The sequence below is a fragment of the Sulfurimonas sp. genome, assembly GCF_050296975.1.
Classification (GTDB): domain Bacteria; phylum Campylobacterota; class Campylobacteria; order Campylobacterales; family Sulfurimonadaceae; genus Sulfurimonas.
Genome location: NZ_JBNKRX010000032.1, coordinates 26,197 through 44,405 on the forward strand (window position 1 = coordinate 26,197; position 18,209 = coordinate 44,405).

23 protein-coding genes, 2 tRNA genes and 1 rRNA gene are annotated in these 18,209 nt (G+C 34.0%); 13 read left to right on the top strand and 13 right to left on the bottom strand.

The features are described 5' to 3' along the window. Position 1: 1 nt before the first annotated feature. Complete coding sequence (hisH, locus tag ACQY56_RS09940; protein WP_428738880.1) at positions 2 to 613, bottom strand: imidazole glycerol phosphate synthase subunit HisH; 612 nt, start codon at positions 611 to 613, stop codon at positions 2 to 4. Then, positions 610 to 1,515 (bottom strand): PDC sensor domain-containing protein, encoded by a 906-nt coding sequence (locus ACQY56_RS09945; RefSeq protein ID WP_428738881.1) that lies wholly within the window; start codon positions 1,513 to 1,515, stop codon positions 610 to 612. The genes hisH and ACQY56_RS09945 overlap by 4 nt, the downstream gene beginning before the upstream one ends. Before the next feature lie 79 nt (positions 1,516 to 1,594). Here ACQY56_RS09945 and waaC point away from each other — a divergent pair, with 79 nt between their 5' ends. Both waaC and ACQY56_RS09955 read left to right on the top strand, forming a co-directional pair. Next, positions 1,595 to 2,593, top strand: coding sequence for a lipopolysaccharide heptosyltransferase I (gene waaC / locus ACQY56_RS09950; RefSeq protein WP_428738882.1), 999 nt, complete (start codon positions 1,595 to 1,597; stop codon positions 2,591 to 2,593). Next, complete coding sequence (locus tag ACQY56_RS09955; RefSeq protein ID WP_428738883.1) at positions 2,584 to 3,480, top strand: lipid A biosynthesis lauroyl acyltransferase; 897 nt, start codon at positions 2,584 to 2,586, stop codon at positions 3,478 to 3,480. The genes waaC and ACQY56_RS09955 overlap by 10 nt, the downstream gene beginning before the upstream one ends. On the opposite strand, the gene ACQY56_RS09960 is transcribed toward ACQY56_RS09955, so the two are convergent. From ACQY56_RS09960 to panB, 3 genes are all read right to left on the bottom strand, one after another. After that, on the bottom strand, positions 3,477 to 4,532 hold the full coding sequence (locus ACQY56_RS09960) for an AI-2E family transporter (protein ID WP_428738884.1): 1,056 nt from the start codon (positions 4,530 to 4,532) through the stop codon (positions 3,477 to 3,479). The genes ACQY56_RS09955 and ACQY56_RS09960 overlap by 4 nt on opposite strands. A gap of 91 nt (positions 4,533 to 4,623) precedes the next feature. After that, entirely contained in the window at positions 4,624 to 5,637 is a 1,014-nt protein-coding gene (ruvB, locus tag ACQY56_RS09965; RefSeq protein ID WP_428738885.1) for a Holliday junction branch migration DNA helicase RuvB, read from the bottom strand. Then, on the bottom strand, positions 5,637 to 6,428 hold the full coding sequence (gene panB, locus ACQY56_RS09970) for a 3-methyl-2-oxobutanoate hydroxymethyltransferase (RefSeq protein WP_428738886.1): 792 nt from the start codon (positions 6,426 to 6,428) through the stop codon (positions 5,637 to 5,639). Before panB ends, ruvB begins: the two co-directional genes overlap by 1 nt. Positions 6,429 to 6,507: 79 nt before the next feature. On the opposite strand from panB, the gene ACQY56_RS09975 reads away from it, so the two are divergent. Both ACQY56_RS09975 and trpA read left to right on the top strand, forming a co-directional pair. Next, positions 6,508 to 6,915: an Hpt domain-containing protein gene (locus ACQY56_RS09975; RefSeq protein ID WP_428738887.1), complete on the top strand. Its 408-nt coding sequence runs from the start codon at positions 6,508 to 6,510 to the stop codon at positions 6,913 to 6,915. Beyond that, positions 6,912 to 7,652 (top strand): tryptophan synthase subunit alpha, encoded by a 741-nt coding sequence (gene trpA, locus ACQY56_RS09980; protein WP_428738888.1) that lies wholly within the window; start codon positions 6,912 to 6,914, stop codon positions 7,650 to 7,652. The genes ACQY56_RS09975 and trpA overlap by 4 nt, the downstream gene beginning before the upstream one ends. Here trpA and ACQY56_RS09985 read toward each other — a convergent pair. From ACQY56_RS09985 to ACQY56_RS09995, 3 genes are read right to left on the bottom strand one after another with little or no spacing between them, the layout of a single operon-like run. Continuing rightward, entirely contained in the window at positions 7,642 to 8,208 is a 567-nt protein-coding gene (locus tag ACQY56_RS09985) for an NAD(P)H-dependent oxidoreductase (RefSeq protein ID WP_428738889.1), read from the bottom strand. The two genes, trpA and ACQY56_RS09985, sit on opposite strands and share 11 nt — an antisense overlap. Before the next feature lie 45 nt (positions 8,209 to 8,253). Beyond that, positions 8,254 to 8,676, bottom strand: a complete 423-nt coding sequence (locus ACQY56_RS09990; RefSeq protein WP_428738890.1) for a MarR family winged helix-turn-helix transcriptional regulator — start codon at positions 8,674 to 8,676, stop codon at positions 8,254 to 8,256. Between the two features lie 45 nt (positions 8,677 to 8,721). Next, entirely contained in the window at positions 8,722 to 9,111 is a 390-nt protein-coding gene (locus ACQY56_RS09995; RefSeq protein WP_428738891.1) for a hypothetical protein, read from the bottom strand. Positions 9,112 to 9,390: 279 nt separating this feature from the next. Between ACQY56_RS09995 and ACQY56_RS10000 the strand changes: the two genes are divergently transcribed. The 5 genes from ACQY56_RS10000 to ACQY56_RS10020 all read left to right on the top strand — a co-directional run bounded on the left by ACQY56_RS10000 (position 9,391) and on the right by ACQY56_RS10020 (position 12,785). Continuing rightward, positions 9,391 to 9,771 carry a hypothetical protein gene (locus ACQY56_RS10000; protein ID WP_428738892.1) on the top strand — a complete coding sequence of 127 codons (381 nt, stop codon included), beginning with the start codon at positions 9,391 to 9,393 and terminating at the stop codon, positions 9,769 to 9,771. After that, positions 9,768 to 10,034 carry a hypothetical protein gene (locus ACQY56_RS10005; RefSeq protein WP_428738893.1) on the top strand — a complete coding sequence of 89 codons (267 nt, stop codon included), beginning with the start codon at positions 9,768 to 9,770 and terminating at the stop codon, positions 10,032 to 10,034. Before ACQY56_RS10000 ends, ACQY56_RS10005 begins: the two co-directional genes overlap by 4 nt. Before the next feature lie 242 nt (positions 10,035 to 10,276). Beyond that, entirely contained in the window at positions 10,277 to 10,471 is a 195-nt protein-coding gene (locus ACQY56_RS10010; protein ID WP_428738894.1) for a hypothetical protein, read from the top strand. Next, the gene (locus ACQY56_RS10015; protein ID WP_428738895.1) at positions 10,464 to 11,555 is read left to right on the top strand and encodes a replication endonuclease; all 1,092 of its coding nucleotides are present in this window, start codon (positions 10,464 to 10,466) and stop codon (positions 11,553 to 11,555) included. The genes ACQY56_RS10010 and ACQY56_RS10015 overlap by 8 nt, the downstream gene beginning before the upstream one ends. Before the next feature lie 168 nt (positions 11,556 to 11,723). After that, positions 11,724 to 12,785, top strand: coding sequence for a tyrosine-type recombinase/integrase (locus tag ACQY56_RS10020; RefSeq protein WP_428743756.1), 1,062 nt, complete (start codon positions 11,724 to 11,726; stop codon positions 12,783 to 12,785). A gap of 48 nt (positions 12,786 to 12,833) precedes the next feature. Here ACQY56_RS10020 and ACQY56_RS10025 read toward each other — a convergent pair. The 3 genes from ACQY56_RS10025 to ACQY56_RS10035 all read right to left on the bottom strand — a co-directional run bounded on the left by ACQY56_RS10025 (position 12,834) and on the right by ACQY56_RS10035 (position 13,425). Continuing rightward, positions 12,834 to 12,910: transfer RNA gene (locus ACQY56_RS10025), tRNA-Arg, on the bottom strand. A gap of 56 nt (positions 12,911 to 12,966) precedes the next feature. Beyond that, on the bottom strand, positions 12,967 to 13,191 hold the full coding sequence (locus tag ACQY56_RS10030) for a hypothetical protein (RefSeq protein ID WP_428738898.1): 225 nt from the start codon (positions 13,189 to 13,191) through the stop codon (positions 12,967 to 12,969). Positions 13,192 to 13,197: 6 nt separating this feature from the next. Further along, complete coding sequence (locus ACQY56_RS10035; RefSeq protein ID WP_428738899.1) at positions 13,198 to 13,425, bottom strand: hypothetical protein; 228 nt, start codon at positions 13,423 to 13,425, stop codon at positions 13,198 to 13,200. A 120-nt stretch (positions 13,426 to 13,545) separates the two neighbouring features. Here ACQY56_RS10035 and ACQY56_RS10040 point away from each other — a divergent pair, with 120 nt between their 5' ends. From ACQY56_RS10040 to aat, 4 genes are read left to right on the top strand one after another with little or no spacing between them, the layout of a single operon-like run. Further along, on the top strand, positions 13,546 to 14,784 hold the full coding sequence (locus ACQY56_RS10040) for a PLP-dependent transferase (RefSeq protein WP_428738900.1): 1,239 nt from the start codon (positions 13,546 to 13,548) through the stop codon (positions 14,782 to 14,784). Positions 14,785 to 14,789: 5 nt separating this feature from the next. After that, a complete protein-coding gene (gene clpS / locus ACQY56_RS10045; protein WP_428738901.1) occupies positions 14,790 to 15,089 on the top strand; it encodes an ATP-dependent Clp protease adapter ClpS in 300 nt (99 codons plus the stop codon). 3 nt (positions 15,090 to 15,092) lie between these two features. Then, complete coding sequence (gene clpA / locus ACQY56_RS10050; protein WP_428738902.1) at positions 15,093 to 17,294, top strand: ATP-dependent Clp protease ATP-binding subunit ClpA; 2,202 nt, start codon at positions 15,093 to 15,095, stop codon at positions 17,292 to 17,294. After that, positions 17,275 to 17,958: a leucyl/phenylalanyl-tRNA--protein transferase gene (gene aat, locus ACQY56_RS10055; RefSeq protein ID WP_428738903.1), complete on the top strand. Its 684-nt coding sequence runs from the start codon at positions 17,275 to 17,277 to the stop codon at positions 17,956 to 17,958. The genes clpA and aat overlap by 20 nt, the downstream gene beginning before the upstream one ends. Here the strand turns inward: aat and ACQY56_RS10060 are convergent. Together ACQY56_RS10060 and rrf are read right to left on the bottom strand one after the other, a co-directional pair. Next, positions 17,921 to 17,997 (bottom strand) — tRNA-Thr (locus tag ACQY56_RS10060). The two genes, aat and ACQY56_RS10060, sit on opposite strands and share 38 nt — an antisense overlap. A gap of 72 nt (positions 17,998 to 18,069) precedes the next feature. Then, positions 18,070 to 18,186, bottom strand: a 5S ribosomal RNA gene (rrf, locus tag ACQY56_RS10065). Positions 18,187 to 18,209: the final 23 nt, after the last annotated feature.

An 18,209-nucleotide genomic window follows, 5' to 3' on the forward strand; every position in this document is an offset into this window, starting at 1 on the left:
GTTACATCTTTATAAAATTTTCTAGTATTTTTAAGCCATTTGTGTGGCTTTTTTCAGGGTGTGGCTGGATGCCCATTACATTATTATGTGCTACAGCTGATGTAAATTCATATCCATAATTTGTACGCCCGATAATGTCATTTTCATCATCACAGTTTACATGGAATGTATGTACAAAATACAAGTAGTGCATATCATCAAGCCCATTAAATAGCGGATGCTCTTTTGTAAACATTCTATTCCAACCCATATGTGGTACTTTGAGTTTTTCTTCAAATTTTGACTCATCAAAGCGTGTTACTTTCCCTTTGATAAGCCCTAAACCCTCATGACTACCAAACTCTTCACTACTCTCAAAAAGTAACTGCATCCCCAAGCAAATTCCTAGCATCGGTTTCCCACTTGCTGCAAACTCTTTGATAGCTTCGATCATGTTTCTCTCACGGAGATGTTCCATCGCATCCCCAAAAGCACCAACACCTGGAAGTATCAGCTTATCGTACTCTTTAAATTTTGCAGGATCACTCTCTACAATGGTCTCTTCACCCAACAAAGCAAATGCATTTTGTACACTTGCTAAATTTCCCATATTATAGTCCACTATTGCTATCATTCATCAATCTTTAATTTTGTAAATTTTATATATATCGCCAAGCTTACTAGTAAAAATGCAACACCACCTATAATAAACATAGAGTACTGCAATTTATCTGGATCGGTAATTGCGAACTTAAATACTAACATCAATGCTTCGATCGAAAGTGCAATGATGATCGAGCCTAAAAACCGTACCATCGTTTTATGTGGACCTGAGATATTATGTTCCTTATGCCGACCTAACATCTCCTCTTCAATCAAGGTTTTTGATAGATCAAATATTGCCAAGGACAAAGTGAGTAAAATTGTCGCTTCAAATACATTCTTTATATCAAAAGTATTTGGTGTAATCTCATAAATAAAAAAGCTTTGCACCCCTTTTGCAAAAAGTAAAATAGCAACTGCCATAAGTGCAAAAGCAAAAACTGCATATGCATACTTGAAAAAGTTACTAAACCCTATATCGAATTTTGTAAGTTGCGAAAGGTTTAATACCTCATTTAACGGCATATCTATACACGCTACATATTTGAGATCACCATTTTCACAAAAAATCGGTGCTGAAGCAGTTACTGTTAAATCTCCGGTGATTAAAGATGGATATGGATCAGTGATAGTACATCGCTCTTCTCGCACTGCACGGTAATAATAGGCACGATGAGCACGAATTTTTCCTATATCATCATCTATAGTTGTCTCTTCTGTATATGTTGGAGAGACTTGAACACCTTTAGAATCTAATAGATATACACCTTCACACTTTTGCAAATCTGCTTTAATTTTTAAAAGTCTCGGTACAATCATCTCTTGAGTAATTGAAGGGAGTCTATTTGGAATGTTTTTTGAGAGCAAATAACAAAAATAAGCACGTGCTTTTGTACGACTTTCTGAAAACCTTTGAATATCTACAGGTACCATTGAGTTCACTCCTTAAATTTATGTTTGGATTATATCAAATTGATGATTACAAACCAATTAGTTAGCTATAATTACATCAATGAATAAAGAAATTAAAAAAATCGCTATCGTGCGTTTATCAGCTCTTGGTGATATTGTCAACAGTGCAATAGTATTGCAATTTATAAAGCGATTCTATCCTTTAGTACAAATAGACTGGTTCACAGAAGAGACATTTAATTCTATTTTAAAGCATAATAATGAAATTAGTACTCTCTATCCTATAAATCTCAAAAAAATCAAAAAAGAAAAAAATTTCACACTCCTAAAACAACAGATTTTACAACTTCGTTCTTTAGAAGATTATGATCTTGTCATTGATATGCAAGGACTTATAAAATCAGCTATTGTTGCTCGACTTATCTCAAAAAATACACATGGTTTTGACAGTAATTCAACAAGAGAATCATTAGCAAGTTTACTTTATAAAACAACTTCACATATCGCTTATAAAGAAAATGTAGTCAAGAGAAATTGCTTTGTTGTCGCAGATGCGCTTGGGTTCACAATCACAGATGAAATGCTTTTAAATAAAACACCCATTTTCCCAGTTTCATATGATTTTCAACTCATGCAAGATAAAAAAAATATAGGCTTTGTAATCGGTGCATCATGGGAATCAAAAATATTTCCTAAAGAAAAAGTTGTCGATGTGTGTAATGCACTTAAAGAACAGGTATATATAATTTGGGGAAGTGAGCAAGAAAAAGCAAATGCCAAGTGGATTGAACAACATTGCGAATATGCAACTTTAGCACCAAAAATGCAACTTGATGAACTCGTTTCATTTATATCTCATCTTGATCTTCTTATAGGAAACGACACAGGACCAACTCATATGGCATGGGCACAAAACATCCCATCTATTACACTTTTAGGTCCAACAACAACTAGAATGATATATGAAACACCAAAAAATATCGGGATCAAGTCACCATCAAAAGTCAACATTCTAAAAATTGATAAAAATGATTTTTCAATCCAAGATATCCCTTATGAAACAGTTGTTGAAAAAGCAAAGGAACTTCTATGCAATTAATTGGCTTTTATCTTTTTTTAGCTTTTGAAAAATTTCTCATGGTATTACCACACTCTTTTCGAAAAAGTTTTTTCTTTTCTCTTGCTCATTTAGGCTATCTATTTTCAAAACGATATAAAACTGTAGCATATCAAAATCTTAACTTTGCCTTTGAAGATAGGCTCTCGGAAGAGGAAAAAACTGCGATTGTAAAGTATGGTTTTAAAAATTTAGCACTCAATTTTTTACACGTGATGGAAATTCGTCATATGAGTAAAGAGGAACTTGCAAAAAGAGTTACTATACAAAACATCGAAGTAATTCAAAAAGTACGTGAACAAAACCGTCCCATAATCTATATAACACCGCATTACTCTTCTTGGGAATTAGCTGGAAGTTCGATAGGAGCTTTAATTAATCCTGCTATCGCCGTCTACAAAAAAATGAAAAAAGCAACATTTCAAGAATGGCTTTTAGAATCTCGAAGCCATTTTGGAAATATATCAGTTGAAAAAACAAATGTAGTTCGACCATTAATCAAGTATTTAAAAAAAGGATATACCCCTGCATTTTTAATTGATACAAACATTAATCAAAGAGAGGGTGTATTAGTAAATTTTATGGGTAGAACTATTCGCCAAACATCCACTCCAGCTTATTTGGCTAGAAAGTTTGATGCAGCTATCATACCTGGAATTATCCGTACTGATGATGAAGAAAATTTTACTATTATACTTTTTGATGAGATTCCTGTAGAAAAAACTGATGATGAACTTTCAGATATCCAAAAATCAACACAACTTCAAGCTGATTGGCTCACATCTATTATCACTAAAGAGCCAAAATTTTGGTTTTGGCTTCATAGAAGATGGAAAAATGACCATCCAGAAATATACGAAAAAAATTAGTTTATTGGATAGTGTTTTTCACACTCTGCAGTTCTTGCTTCAAAAAGTTTGAGAATTGTTAAGAAAAATGCAGTAATTGCAGGTCCAAGTATCATCCCCCAAAAACCAAATGTTGTAAGCCCAGCAATAATTGCAAAAAAGATTACAAGTTCATTTAGCTTTGCATCATCTTCATTAAGAAGTTTCATATTTATCTCTTTAATGATAATCGGTTTTACAAATGTATCTGCAATTATTGAAATCATTACAATCGAATATATTGCAATAAACCAAGCATTGAAACTATTGCCGATTGAAAACTCATAAAGCATGAATGGTAACCACATCATAATCCCACCCACAACTGGGACAAGTGAAGCAAAACCATACATTATCCCAAATAAAAGCCCATTGTAACCTATAAATGAGATAGCAATTCCAAACAAAGCACCCTCAAACATCGCTGTAGTCAGAATAGAGTAAAAAACAACACTCATAACAGATGAAAGCTCACGTGCTAAAAGTGTCCCCTCCTCTGAAGACATCTGCACTACACGTTTTAAAAATGAAACTATAGTTGCACCGTTGTATTGCGCAAAAAAGTAAAACACTATTACTAAAAAAGCATTTTTCAAAAATCCTGCTGAGAAACTTCCAACTTTTCCAGCAAATTTTAAAGCTCCTGCGGTTAAAGCGTTTACATCAAGATCTTGTAAACTATCTGAAATGTACGGTTCTATAAAAACTAAATAACTTGGAGGATTTTCAACGAAATTTGTCAAATATTCTTCTACTTTTTTAATCGTATCTGCTTCAAGATTATTAAGTTGTAGCGTTAATGTTGTTAAAAAATAACCTAGTGGAGCAAAAAAGAGTACTGCAAGTAAAAGACTTGAGATAAAAGAAGCCCCTAACTTTGATTTAAGATGTTTTTCTAAATAATTTTGAATATTTGATGTTGAGATTGCCAAAAGTGCCGCAATTGTAATAGCCATCAAATAGGGTGCGTACAAAAGATACATCCAGTACAACGCTGTTGCGAAAAGTATCGCTATGAAATATTGAGGTTTCACTATATCCGTCTCCTTTTATAAAGAAGTAAATTCTTTGCAAAATTCCTCTCACTGAAGCTATATCTTACAGCTAGATTTGTCATTTTTTCTTTCAAAATAAAGTCCCGTCTGAATTTACATATTCCATATTGAGTACATCATATGTTGCACGTGTGGCACGTCTGCCTTTTGCTGTTCGCTCCAAATAACCATTGGCTATTAAATAAGGCTCTAGCACATCTTCAACCGTACCTTCATCTTCACTGAGTGCTGCTGCAATTGTACTAAGTCCCATAGGTTTACCTCTTGAACTTACTAGTAGATTTAAAAGTTTTATATCCATCTCATCAAAACCATGTGAGTTTATTCCTAACTCATCAAGTGCATATTGTGTTGTTGTAATTGTAATTGAGTTTTCATCGGCAACATCTGCAAAATCTCTTACACGACGAAGTAGTCTAAGTGCTATACGCGGTGTTCCACGACTTCTTTTTGCAATCTCAAGTGCTGCTTCATGTACGATCTCTTTATCAAGTTTTCTTGAAGCCTGTGCAATGATTTGTGCTAATTCCTCCGGTGTATAAAAGTTCATACGAAAATTCATCCCAAATCGATCGCGTAATGGATTTGAAAGCATTCCTGCACGAGTTGTTGCTCCAATTAAAGTAAAACGTGGTAGATCAATTTTTACCGTTTGGGCAGCTGGTCCACTTCCTATAATAATATCTATACGATAATCTTCCATAGAGGAGTAAAGTATCTCCTCAACAGCAGGAGATAAACGATGAATCTCATCTATAAAAAGGATATCCCCCTCCTCTAAATTTGTCAAAATTGCCGCTAAATCACCACTTTTTTCAATCATCGGTGCAGCTGTAACTTTAATGCTTGAATTCATCTCATTGGCAATGATAAGAGCAAGTGTCGTTTTCCCTAAACCGGGAGGTCCAAAAAACAGAACATGGTCAAGTGCTTCGGAGCGTTTTTTACTCGCTTCTATAAAAACACCAAGATTTTTTTTTATCTGATCTTGTCCAACATATTCACTCCAAGCATCAGGTCTAAGTGTTACCTCAGCACTCTCTTCTTGTGCATTAAATGTCTCGATCTCAACAACTCTCTCCATTAATACGTATGTTCCTCTTTTGGAAATTCTCTTTTTTGAATCTCATCAGCATATGAAGCTACTGCTTCTCTTACCAAACTTGCACCATCTAAATATTTTTTGACAAATTTAGGGGTAAACTCTTCAAATAGACCTAACATATCAGAAAAAACAAGTACTTGTCCGTCTACATCAGCACCAGCTCCAATTCCTATAATTGGGATAGAAACACTTTTAGCTATCTCTTTTGCAACTTCTGCTACAGTACCTTCTAAGACCATACAAAATGCACCAGCAGATTCAACAGCTTTTGCATCGCGAATGAGTTGCTCTTTTTGTGCTTCTGTTTTTCCTTTGACTTTATATCCACCATCACTACGGACTGATTGTGGTAAAAGTCCTATATGCCCACATACTGCTATACCATTACTAGTTAGGTGTTGAATTATCTCTGCTTTATCAACGCCCCCTTCAATCTTAATAGCATCAGCAGAAGTTTTTTGAAACACCTCAATACTATTTCTTAGTGCTTCATCTTTGTTAATGTAAGTTCCAAATGGCATATCACAGATGATAAGACTATTTTTTGCACCGCTACATACAGCATTTGTATGGTAGATCATTTGATCAAGTGTTGCACTTATTGTGTCATTTTTACCAGCGAAGCTCATATTTAAACTATCGCCAACCAAAATCATGTCGGCACTCTCTTCAAACAGTTTTGCAAACAGTGCATCATACGCTGTAATCACAACAACTGGTTTTACACCTTTTTGCTTTTTGATAGCTGATATAGTTAATTTTTTATTCATTTAAAAAACCTTCTTGGCATTAATAATGCTATTTTAACTAAAAATTGCTATAATTTGAACAATACAGGAGAATTATTTTATGGGTATAAGAAGTGATTTAGATGCCAATTTTGATTTTGAAATAGTCGATGAGTTTCTAGACCACTATTCTATGATGATAGATAGCATGGAAGTGATGATCATTGACCTAACAAAACCAAATATGTATCATAGAGGAGTTAATGAACTTTTTCGTGTTTTTCATAATATCAAATCTGCTTCAGGCTACCTACAGATAGAACCTATGTCAAAACTAGCAGCTTTTGTTGAATCGGAGCTCGAAGTTTTAAGAACAAAAGAACCCCCAATCAATGATGAAACAGTCAACTGGCTTTTAGCAGTAAGTGATATGTTCGCAGCATGGCAAGATGACTTAAAACTAGATAATGAACTCACAAAAATAAAATATTCTCTATTAAAAATACCAGACACGGACAATAAAATTTGAAAGATTTAGTAGCATATATAACTTCTGGATATCCAGATAAAAACTTTAGTATTGATTTAGGATTAGCTTTAGGAGAAAACGGTGTGGACACATTAGAATTAGGTGTACCTTTTTCTGATCCTGTCGCTGATGGACCTTCCATTGAAGCAGCAAACCACAAAGCATTAGAACTTGGTTTTAAGTTTCAACATCTCCTTGAAATCTCTGAAGCGATAGCTCCAAAAGTAGATACGTTGTGGATGGGTTACTTCAACAGTTTTTATCAACAGAATATGAAGCTTTTACTTCCAAAAGCAAGTCAATTGGGTGTAAATGGTCTCATCATTCCTGATTTACCTCATGAAGAAGCTCTAGCATATGCAGATTTATTTAAAACAAATAACCTTTCCAATATCAGCTTTGTAGCTCCAACAGATTCTCCCCAACGTATCAAAGAGATCGTAAGTGATGCACAAAAATTTATCTACATGGTAGCTTATACTGGTATCACAGGTTCAGGTGTCAGTGAAGACTTGCAGCCATTTTTAGCTTCTATCAAAGAGTTTACAAATACACCTGTGTATGTTGGGTTTGGTGTAAATGAAAAAACTGCAAAAGAAAAAGTAAAAGGTGCTGATGGTATAATCGTAGGAAGTGCATTTATTAACATTTTGTTAAATGATGCACTCTCGAACACAGGTAAAATCACACAATGTGCCTCTTTAGCAAATGAGATCAAAGAGAAGATTAATAGCTAATCTTCTCAAGGATTGCACTTCCTTGTTCTTCATTTATATAAGGTACCTCGCCCAAATAAAGATGTTGTTTTACATTCATCCCACAAAACTCAAATATCCCAACATCCGTAGTTTTATGAAAAGCTTCACTCATCCCACTTGCATCGTAATACTCTTTTGGAGTTCCATAAGTATTTACAACTGTAACACTTTTGCCTTTGAGTAATCCATCAATACCACCTTCCTCATTAAAAACATATGCAAAACCATATGAAAACACTCGATCTATATACCCTTTTAAAATTGCAGGCATTGATGTCCACCAAATAGGATAAACAAATATAATGTTGTCACACTCTTTGACAAAAGTTTGCTCTATTTGTACATCCTCTTTAATGTTACCATTGCGAAGTTCATTCATCTCATCCCATGTCATCACAGGATCAAAACCTAACTCGTATAAATCTCTTACAACAACCTCTTCACCCTTATTTTTGAGTTGTTTCTCAAACTTTTTTGCAATTGCTGCATTAAAACTCTCTTTGTTTGGATGTGCTAATACTATTAAACTTTTCATCTTTTTTCCTTTTACTTAGATATCTAACTATTTAATTAAAAAAATTTATTCAAAGTTTTTTAGAACTTTTGCTAAAATTTTTTCAACAACTTCACTCTCTTCTTGACTCAAGTTTTCATAAACTTGTTTGTTTAATGTAGTTGAAACATTTTCAAATATCGGTTCTAACTCCTCCCCTTTTTTTGTAAGTTTTATATACGTTATACGGTTATCAGACAGAGATTTTTCTCTATAAAGATACCCTAAAGTTTCTAACTTATTTACAAGCACTGTCACTGTAGGTTTTGTTTTATGTAAAAAATCGGCCACCTCTTTCATAGTAACCTCTTTTTTCATATAAAGCAGTTGTAAAACACTTCCATGAGAAGGTACAACCCCTTCAATCCCATGCTTCTTAAGTTCTGCAACAATAAGTTTGTGAGCATTATCAACAACTCTACTGCTAAGTGCAACTAAATTTTTTTTCATGAGAACATTATAGTTAGATATCTAACTTTTGTCAAGTAAAATATTTTATTCACTAAAATTAGCAAATGCACCTTCAACACTAAGAACACTTTTATACTTCGTATTTGTAAGTCTTACTTTTTTTGTTTTTAGATCACATATAGCTATACGAAAGCTTGAACCCATATACGGCTCAACGATGCAGATGATCTTCTCTCCTATTTGACGTGTAGTATGTATGTTACCTTGCAGTGCATGAAAAAAGTATTGTGGGTAGCTTAGTGGAGTGATCTCAACAACTTCTACACTGTTTCTTTTTCTAAGGCTCTGAGCCAGTGTATCAGCATCTTCAAAACTCTCAAACTGTACACACCAGTCATCAAACTTTTTATTGAAATGTTTTAAATCTTCATCTAAAAAACCACCTGCTGGTGACTGTAAAGCAAATATAGCCATATACCTAAACCTATGTAGCAAATAAATAATTGATTTTTATTAGTTTCGAGAAGTTTATAAAAGTAGTTAATGGTGCGCCCGAAGAGATTCGAATTGTAAAAATCTCTATGCAACTCCCTATTTTCCAAACTTCAATTTGCCGAATTATACCCTATTTTTCGTGATATAGGCACAAGCTTTAGGCACAATACTATTTATATTAACTATTCATAAAAGGTATTGACAAATAATAGTATTTTTTACTATAATTATTTTGAAGTAAATTTTAAAGGAGATAAGATGCTAAATGAAGCTCTTAAAAAAGCAAAGAAAGATGAGGAAAAGAAAGTGAGTATTAACTTTCAAGTTCCAAGTTCTTTAAAAGAGGAATTCGACAAATTATGTCGTGATAATGAAGTGTCTTTAACTGCAATGTTAAATTCACTTATGGAAGTAACAATTGAAGAGTCTAAAGGACTAGGTACAAGTGAACTAGAATTTGCTAAACATTTATTAGCAGAAGCTAAATCATGGATGTATCATAAAGTACACCAAGATGACAATTTTTATGACTATATAGATGGTATGCCAGAGGAACAACGAGAATTATATGAAGCTAGATTAAAAGTTGAAGTTGATTTATATAAAAATGTATGTAAATTCTTGGGAGATAAAGAATGAAAGTAATAATTGAGGGTACACTATTATCTATCCCTAAAAAACCAGACTTTACAGATAAAGAAAGTGGAGAAGTTACAATAGGTAAAAACTTTTTACAGCTCTTAGTAGATAGCGAGTTATCTAATGGAGAAAAAGTACAAGATATCCAAAATGTATCTATCCCAAAAACTATGCTTTCAAAGTATGAGAGTCAAATAGGTAAAAAAGTAGAAGTTGAATGTAGTTACATTTCAAAATCGCCTGTAAGTTTCTACGTGAGCTAAAAGCCACTGCGCGAAAGTTTGAACAAAGTGAAAAACGTGCAAGTGGGAACAACGAGCCAAAATAGTTGTAATTATTTACAACATAAACGAGGCGTTAGTCAAAAATGTTTGGAATAGAGCATTATATATTTGCGTTAGTATTGTTGCTTATAGAGCTAATTAATCGTAGATGCACATAGAGAGTCACTCCGACAAAGATTGAACTCCCTACGGCGTCTCAAAACCACGATAGGAAAGAAACAATGAATGATACACAAAAAGAGATTAAAGAAACAAAAGTTGAATTGAAAACAGTTCATAAAGAGCTAGATAAGTTACATAGACTTATATTAGGTCTCAATGCTTATGGTTCGCTAGATTTAACAGACTACAATCTTATTTTAGATAGTTTACACACTTCATTTAACTACAATCCAAGAGAAGATGAAGATGAGTAAAACAGCATCATCAAACGAATGGGCGATTGCCTCCTCGTTGTTTTGTGAGAGCCGAACAAAAAACGAGGTGGTAGGAGTCCTATCGGATAATCAGAGCGTAGCTAGGAGTGAACGCTCTAGCGTGGAACGACGTACGAGCGATGAGTACCCCTTGACTATTTATAAAAAAGTTGTGGACAAAGTTAAAAACTATGGTTTAACAAGAAGTGATTTAGCTTCGGTAAAACTCAAACTAAGAAAGCAAGAAAACTTTTTAAAATATAGCTATGTACAAAACAATCACACAGGACAAATGATATCTTTGCAAGATTGTATAATCTCTGCAAATCATAATCCAAAACAGTATTATGGCGAAATTCAAAACCGTATCGACACATTGACTCGTGAAGCAGACAATGCTAACCTCATTCCAGTCTTTTTAACACTTACACTCCCAAGTGAATTTCATCCAATGAAAGAAGATAAAAAAACTAAGCAATTAGTTAAAAATCAAAAGTTCAATGGAACTACACCAAAAGAAGCTGTAAAGGTTTTAACAAAGATGTGGGGTAAGTTAAGACATGACCGCTCACTCAAAGAACTTTCAAAAACTCAACGTATGTATTACAGAGTAAACGAGCCACACAAAGATGGTACACCGCACACACACATTCTTTTATTTATCCCAAATGATAAAATACAAAAAGTTGAAACAGCGTTCAATCGTCTATTTAATCCTAAGACAAATAAGTTTGTTAAAGATATTGAAAGTGCAAAAAACTATATAATGAAATATATAAATAAAACACTTCCAAAGTCCAAAGATGAACTCACTTTAGAGGATGAATACCTCAATGCGTGGTATATTAAAAATAGAGTAAATCGCTTTTGCTCTAGTCGTTCAACTGCTCCAATGTATCTTTACAGATTACTACATCATAGATATTCACTTTATGCCCTTACACAAGTTAGAAAACGTAAGAGCTTACAGGTATTAGCAAGACTTGATGATGACAAAATAATGGAGATTTGGGAAGGCAATGAGCTTCTTTTTATGCGTGAGGAATGTATTGAAGTTCACACAGTTAAAGGATTGGTTGCATGACAACGTTATCGTTAAAAGAAGCTGCTAAACATTTGTGTTTTTCAACAACATGGATGTATAGAAATTTGCATTTATTCAAAAGAGGCAAACATTATTTACATCTGCATGGTAAATATGTTTTTATTAAAGAAGCATTAGATACATGGTTAATCGAAAAGGATAAAGAGGATGCCCTATATATACTCACGAGGGAAAAGGAATATACTTTGGATCAAACTCTATCACAATGGAAAAGCAATCAGGAAGTCTAGCGGTTTACCAGATAGCAAAGAAAATCGTAAAAAGATAGAGGATGAGTTAATACCGCTTATGCGATTAGCTCTCAAAGATAAAAAGAAGCCTATTGTTTTAGAGTCACATCCATACGAGTATTATGCTGTGAAATTTTTAGACAAAAAGAAGTTTAATGTATCAGACGGAACAATAAAAAAGTATCAAAGAATTAATACTGAACTATGTGCAAAATTTGGAAAGTTACCTATTAGTTCACTCAAGGTATCTACGATATCAGATTTCATCTACTCGTTAGGACATACGGGCAAAACGTTAAAGGACTATATCACAATACTCAATGGTACATTTCAACAAGCTCTTTATGATGAAGCGATAGTAAGAAACCCTATCAATCATATAGAAAGACCAAAGGCAAAAAGGACTGAAATTAAACCATTTACAAAGGGGGAAATTGAAAAGTTATTAAATAAATCAGACGGATGGATAAGGAACTATATCGCACTAGCTGTATACACAGGGATGCGTTCAGGAGAGATAGTAGGTTTGAAATGGAAAGATGTAGATTTTCAGAATGGGTTTATCGACATAAAGCGTTCACGTCATCATGGTGTTGATGGTTCAACAAAAACGAGCAGTTCTACTCGTAGGATTGTAATTTTTGACAGTTTGATGCCATACATGAAAAATCAGCACAAACTAACAAGTAAACTAAAAGCCTATGTGTTCATGCCATATGATAACAGACCTATGCAAGATAGCGGACAGTTTAATCGTGTAGCATGGAAAAATCTTTTAAAAGATTGCAACATAGAATACAGACGTGTGTATAATCTAAGACACACATTTGCAACAATGATGTTACAGAGTGGAAAATTTAGCGTTAATATGATTTCAGATATGTTAGGGCATAATTCTGTACAAATGTTGTTTAATGTATATGCAAAATACATAAAAGGAGAGTCGGAAAACATAAATCGAAAAATTGATATATTATGATTTAAAGGCACAACAATTAGGCACAATAGCTTGGAAGTAAGGAATTAATGGTGCGCCCGAAGAGATTCGAACTCCTGACCGCCGGTACCGCAAACCGGTGCTCTATCCAGCTGAGCTACGAGCGCACATCCATTTTAAAGAGACCGAAATTATATCACTTTTAGCTTATAATTATATAAAATCAAAACTCTTTTGTTAACTTTCCTAACATCTCATCTATTTTTTTATTTTGTTTATAGAGTTCGTAGCTTTGTCTTACATACGCTTGTAACATTGTTTTGGAATCATTGTTACCTTCATATTTGAAATCTCGTTGCATTTGAGACTCCAAAAACATAGCAAAATCATCCTCTACATCTACATCAAATCTTCTGCCACCAATATGTAAGCCTAATTTTTTACTCATTAGATATTAATCCAACATACTTTCTATTTTATTTACAATCTCTTCAATCTCTTGATCTTTTTGTGCATTTAAATCTATCAGTTTTTCTATCTCTTGATCTTTGATCTCACGCTCTGCTTTTAAAGTTGTTAGTTCATTTCTCAGTGATTCATTTTCCTCTTTTAATGTTTCAAATTTTTCTAATATTCCTGAAATTTTCTCACTTAAAAGTTCTAAAGAAGTTTTTTCTTGCATTGAGTATCCTAAAATTTTATTCTCTTATTCTTGTAATTCTATCATAAATCAATATAATAGAATAATTTTTATGTCGAATTAGATATAATTTATGAAATCAACTAAACAGGTATTTATTTTATGAATAATTTTGAAAACTTTTGCACACAGTTTGTTCAACTCGTAGGTTCAAAAGAGGGTGCAATTTCTCCAACTATCACATCATCAGCTTCATTTGCTTATGGTGATTGCGATACAGCAGAGGGTATTTTTAATGGTAGTATTAAAAAACCACTTTACTCGCGCGTTGGCAATCCTACATCAGCAAAATTAGAATCTATAATGGCAATGATGGATGGTGGAGTTGGAGCTATAACTACAAGTTCTGGAATGGGAGCTATTACTTTAAGTGTTATGAGTTTACTCGCAAGTGGCGATGAAATTATCAGTGTTGGTGGACTTTTTGGCGGAACATATTCACTTTTTAATGAAACATTGCCAAGATTTGGAATAAGTACAAAATTTTTCGATGTAGATGAGAGCGATGCTATCAAATCAGCCATCAATGACAACACTAAGATCATCTTTTTAGAAAGCGTTGGCAATCCAAATATGAGACTTCCAGATATTAAACTAATAGCACAAATTGCAAATAAAGCTGGAATCGCACTTATAGTTGACAATACGATTACACCACTGAGTATAAAACCATTAGAACTTGGTGCCGATATCGTAGTATACTCGACTACAAAAATCATCTCTGGAAATGCTTCAGCTCTTGGAGGGTGTGCAACTTTTCGTGCTATCAATGAGGGCGATGACAAGTTTAAATCCCAGCGTTACCCTTTTATGGCAAAGTTCATTAAAGGTGCTGGAAAAATGGCACTTATACCAAATGCAAAAAAACGTGCCCTTAGAGACTTTGGAATGAGTGCAAATGCACATGCTTCTTACCAAACTATGTTAGGTCTAGAGACACTCGGACTTAGAATGCCTAGAGTTGTTCAAAGTGTAGAAGTGATTGCAAAAGTTTTAAGTGAGAAAGGTTTAACTATAAACCACCCATCTTTAGCGTCACATCCACACAACGAGCGTTATAGAAGTGACTTCTCTAATGGTTGTGGAACATTACTTACAATCGATATGGGTTCACAAGAAAAAGCGTATGAATTTCTCAATAGAACGAAACTTGCAACTATAACTGCAAATATTGGAGATAGTAGAACTTTAGCTTTGCATATGGCATCTACTATCTACAGTGATTTTGATGAAGATGAAAAAAAATTCTTAGGTATTACAGACGGTCTTATTCGCGTCTCAATCGGACTTGAAAACCCTCAAGATATCATAGAAGATTTTTTAAATGCAGCAAGGGTATAAATATTATGGCAACAGATACAAAATTTGAAGTTTCAGAAGATTTAAAACTCAAACATCCAAAAAAATATAAAGTATACCTTTTAAATGACGACTATACTACTATGGAATTTGTTATTGATATTTTAATGGGCATATTTCACAAAACATATGAACAAGCACAAGATATAATGTTAGAAGTACATAAAAAAGAGAGGGGTTTATGTGGAGTTTATACCCATGAGATTGCAGAAACAAAAGTTATGCAAGTAACTACAAAAGCTAAAGAAAATGGCTTTCCACTTAAAGCGACTATGGAAGAGGAGTAAAAGATGATTAGCTCTACTTTAAATGATATTTTTCAAAAGTCTATACTATACGCAAAAAACTCACGTCATGAATATTTAACGATAGAGCATGTATTCTATCTTTTATTATCTTCACCAGAGGGGGCACATATCATTGAAACTTGTGGTGGGGATGTTACAAGTATGAAACAACTTCTCTCAAAATATATACAAGAAAATATAGAGCAACTTCCTGTAAATATAGTTCAAGAGCCTTATGAAAGTGTAGCGCTTTCTCGTTTAATCGATAAAATGGTACGTCATATTCAATCTGCTGGACAAATGAGTGCCGATGTAGGTGATCTAGTTGCTGCACTGTATGAAGAGGAAAATACTTTTTCATATATGTTACTAGAGCATTATAATATCTCTCGACTAGACATTCTAGAGCTTATTTCACATACAGAGATCAAACCAGAAATAGACGAAAAACAATCTGCTTTAGAAAAGTACTCTTTTAATCTTATAAAAAAGGCACAAGAGGGGAAAATCGATCCAGTAATTGGTAGAGATAAAGAGATAGCACGTGTAACGCAAATCTTATGCAGACGTAAAAAAAACAATCCTATTTTAGTTGGTGAACCAGGTGTTGGTAAGACTGCAATTGCTGAAGGTTTGGCTATTAACATTGCTGCAAATAAAGTCCCTGAACTACTTCTAGGATCAGAACTCTATGCTCTTGATCTTGGTGCCCTACTTGCTGGAACAAAGTACAGAGGTGACTTTGAAAAACGTCTCAAAGCTGTTATGGATGAGTTAAAGAAAAAACCAAAAGCTATTTTATTTATAGATGAAATTCACACACTTATAGGTGCAGGAAGCACAAGTGGTAGTATGGACGCTGCAAATCAACTTAAACCCGCACTTGCATCTGGAGAGATCAAATGTATGGGTGCAACAACATTTGCAGAGTATAGAAATAGTTTTGAGAAAGATAAAGCACTCAGTCGTAGATTTTCAAAAGTAGATGTAGCTGAACCATCACTAGAAGTTAGTTACAAAATCTTAAAAGGTTTAAAATCAAAATATGAACAACACCATAATGTTGAGTATACAAACAAAGCACTGCGATCTGCCGTAGAGCTATCCAAAAGATATATCACAGATAGATTTTTACCAGATAAAGCAATTGATCTTATCGATGAAACTGCAGCATCGTTTCATCTAAAAAAAGCACACAAATCTAAAGTAAATGCGAAAGATATCCAAAATACGATCGCAAGAATTGTAGGTATCTCAACTGGTAAAATGAAAAACAATGATATTGAGCTTTTACAAAGTTTTGAAGAGAAACTAAAATCTCGTGTTATCGGACAAGATAAAGCAGTAGAGCTTGTATCACAAGCTATAAAAATCTCTAAAGCCGGTCTTACACCAGAAAATAAACCTATAGCATCGTTTTTATTCTCCGGACCAACTGGTGTTGGTAAAACAGAATTAGCACTGGCACTAAGTCAAACATTAGGCATTCATTTTGAGAAGTTTGATATGAGTGAATATATGGAAAAACATGCACTCTCGCGCTTAGTCGGTGCACCTCCAGGTTATGTTGGTTTTGAACAAGGTGGACTACTTACTGAGGCTATTAAAAAGCATCCGTACTGTGTACTGCTTTTAGATGAGATCGAAAAAGCACACCCTGATCTGATCAACATTTTACTTCAAATCATGGATAGTGCGACACTTACTGATAACAACGGATATAAGGCAAATTTTCAAAACGTTATACTCATTATGACATCAAATATTACTGCAAATTCTCGTTCAGTAATGGGATTTAATAAAGATGAATCACTTTCAAAAGATGAGGAGTTAAAATCTTTCTTTGCACCTGAATTTAGAAATAGACTTGATGCTATTGTAGAGTTTAACCAACTCACTCAAGAGATTATTGAAGGTATTGTGGATAAATTTATATCTGATCTAAACAGTGATCTTAAAAAGAAAAAAATCACAGTCACAATTGATCAGAGTACTAGAGAGTTTATAGCAAAATCAGCCTATTCAAAAGAGATGGGAGCTAGACCGTTAAAGCGTTACATTCAAGATAATATTACAAATAAACTCAGTGATGAGATTTTATTTGGTGCACTTCAAAAAGGTGGGCTAGTAAATGTAACAGTTTTAGACGAGCAATTACAACTAAATTTTTCGCCACTAGAAGTTGATGATACCCCAGCTCAATAAATACTCCCTAACCTTCCCTAATCCAAGAGATACCAATGAAGATGGTATCCTCGCATGGGGAGGCGATCTAAACCCTTCCCGCTTAATACGTGCATACCAAAATGGAATTTTTCCATGGTATTCACAAGGTGATCCTATCATTTGGTGGTCACCTAATCCAAGACTCATTATGGAGCTTGATGATTTTAAACTTTCCAAATCTCTTAAAAAAAATATGAAAAAATTCACCTATAAGTTTGATAATAATTTCCAAGAGGTTATGCTTAAATGTGCCTCTACACCAAGACGAGATCAAATAGGTACATGGATAAATAAAGATGTTATAGAAGCGTATACGGAACTCTTTCATATGGGTCATGCTCACTCTATTGAAGCCTACTATGATGATAAGCTAGTAGGTGGATTATATGGTGTGGTAGTGGGAAAAGTATTTTGTGGCGAGTCTATGTTCGCACACATGAATGATGCTTCCAAAGCTGCTTACGCAGTTTTAATTGATCATCTCAAAAAATTGGATTTTGATTTTGTAGATTGTCAAGTACCAACAAATCATCTAAAAAGTTTAGGTGCCAAAGAGGTTGCTCGTGATTATTTTTTAATGAGATTAGAAAAATCAGCTTACGAAGTGGTGCCGACACGAGGATTTGAACCCCGGGCCTGCTGATTACAAATCAGCTGCTCTAGCCAACTGAGCTATGTCGGCAAATTTTAAAGACTTCTATCCCATCGTTAACTTTTTATAAACAGTTAAAATTGGATTGGAGAAATTGATCGAACTAGGCAGCGACCTACGTTTCCACTCTTGCAAAGAGCAGTATTATCAGCGATGAGAGGCTTAGCTTCTGGGTTCGGAATGGGGACCAGGCGTTTCCCTCTCTCTATAGCCACCTAGACAAGATCAAGTGTAAAGGTAAG

What these genes read in the sequence shown, in the direction of transcription:
- hisH (WP_428738880.1), bottom strand. Translation starts at nt 613, where the DNA reads ATGATAGCAATAGTGGACTATAATATGGGAAATTTAGCAAGTGTACAA.
- ACQY56_RS09945 (WP_428738881.1), bottom strand. Translation starts at nt 1,515, where the DNA reads ATGGTACCTGTAGATATTCAAAGGTTTTCAGAAAGTCGTACAAAAGCA.
- waaC (WP_428738882.1), top strand. Translation starts at nt 1,595, where the DNA reads ATGAATAAAGAAATTAAAAAAATCGCTATCGTGCGTTTATCAGCTCTT.
- ACQY56_RS09955 (WP_428738883.1), top strand. Translation starts at nt 2,584, where the DNA reads ATGCAATTAATTGGCTTTTATCTTTTTTTAGCTTTTGAAAAATTTCTC.
- ruvB (WP_428738885.1), bottom strand. Translation starts at nt 5,637, where the DNA reads ATGGAGAGAGTTGTTGAGATCGAGACATTTAATGCACAAGAAGAGAGT.
- panB (WP_428738886.1), bottom strand. Translation starts at nt 6,428, where the DNA reads ATGAATAAAAAATTAACTATATCAGCTATCAAAAAGCAAAAAGGTGTA.
- ACQY56_RS09975 (WP_428738887.1), top strand. Translation starts at nt 6,508, where the DNA reads ATGGGTATAAGAAGTGATTTAGATGCCAATTTTGATTTTGAAATAGTC.
- ACQY56_RS09985 (WP_428738889.1), bottom strand. Translation starts at nt 8,208, where the DNA reads ATGAAAAGTTTAATAGTATTAGCACATCCAAACAAAGAGAGTTTTAAT.
- ACQY56_RS09990 (WP_428738890.1), bottom strand. Translation starts at nt 8,676, where the DNA reads ATGAAAAAAAATTTAGTTGCACTTAGCAGTAGAGTTGTTGATAATGCT.
- ACQY56_RS09995 (WP_428738891.1), bottom strand. Translation starts at nt 9,111, where the DNA reads ATGGCTATATTTGCTTTACAGTCACCAGCAGGTGGTTTTTTAGATGAA.
- ACQY56_RS10000 (WP_428738892.1), top strand. Translation starts at nt 9,391, where the DNA reads ATGCTAAATGAAGCTCTTAAAAAAGCAAAGAAAGATGAGGAAAAGAAA.
- ACQY56_RS10005 (WP_428738893.1), top strand. Translation starts at nt 9,768, where the DNA reads ATGAAAGTAATAATTGAGGGTACACTATTATCTATCCCTAAAAAACCA.
- ACQY56_RS10010 (WP_428738894.1), top strand. Translation starts at nt 10,277, where the DNA reads ATGAATGATACACAAAAAGAGATTAAAGAAACAAAAGTTGAATTGAAA.
- ACQY56_RS10015 (WP_428738895.1), top strand. Translation starts at nt 10,464, where the DNA reads ATGAGTAAAACAGCATCATCAAACGAATGGGCGATTGCCTCCTCGTTG.
- ACQY56_RS10020 (WP_428743756.1), top strand. Translation starts at nt 11,724, where the DNA reads ATGCCCTATATATACTCACGAGGGAAAAGGAATATACTTTGGATCAAA.
- ACQY56_RS10030 (WP_428738898.1), bottom strand. Translation starts at nt 13,191, where the DNA reads ATGAGTAAAAAATTAGGCTTACATATTGGTGGCAGAAGATTTGATGTA.
- ACQY56_RS10035 (WP_428738899.1), bottom strand. Translation starts at nt 13,425, where the DNA reads ATGCAAGAAAAAACTTCTTTAGAACTTTTAAGTGAGAAAATTTCAGGA.
- ACQY56_RS10040 (WP_428738900.1), top strand. Translation starts at nt 13,546, where the DNA reads ATGAATAATTTTGAAAACTTTTGCACACAGTTTGTTCAACTCGTAGGT.
- clpS (WP_428738901.1), top strand. Translation starts at nt 14,790, where the DNA reads ATGGCAACAGATACAAAATTTGAAGTTTCAGAAGATTTAAAACTCAAA.
- clpA (WP_428738902.1), top strand. Translation starts at nt 15,093, where the DNA reads ATGATTAGCTCTACTTTAAATGATATTTTTCAAAAGTCTATACTATAC.
- aat (WP_428738903.1), top strand. Translation starts at nt 17,275, where the DNA reads ATGATACCCCAGCTCAATAAATACTCCCTAACCTTCCCTAATCCAAGA.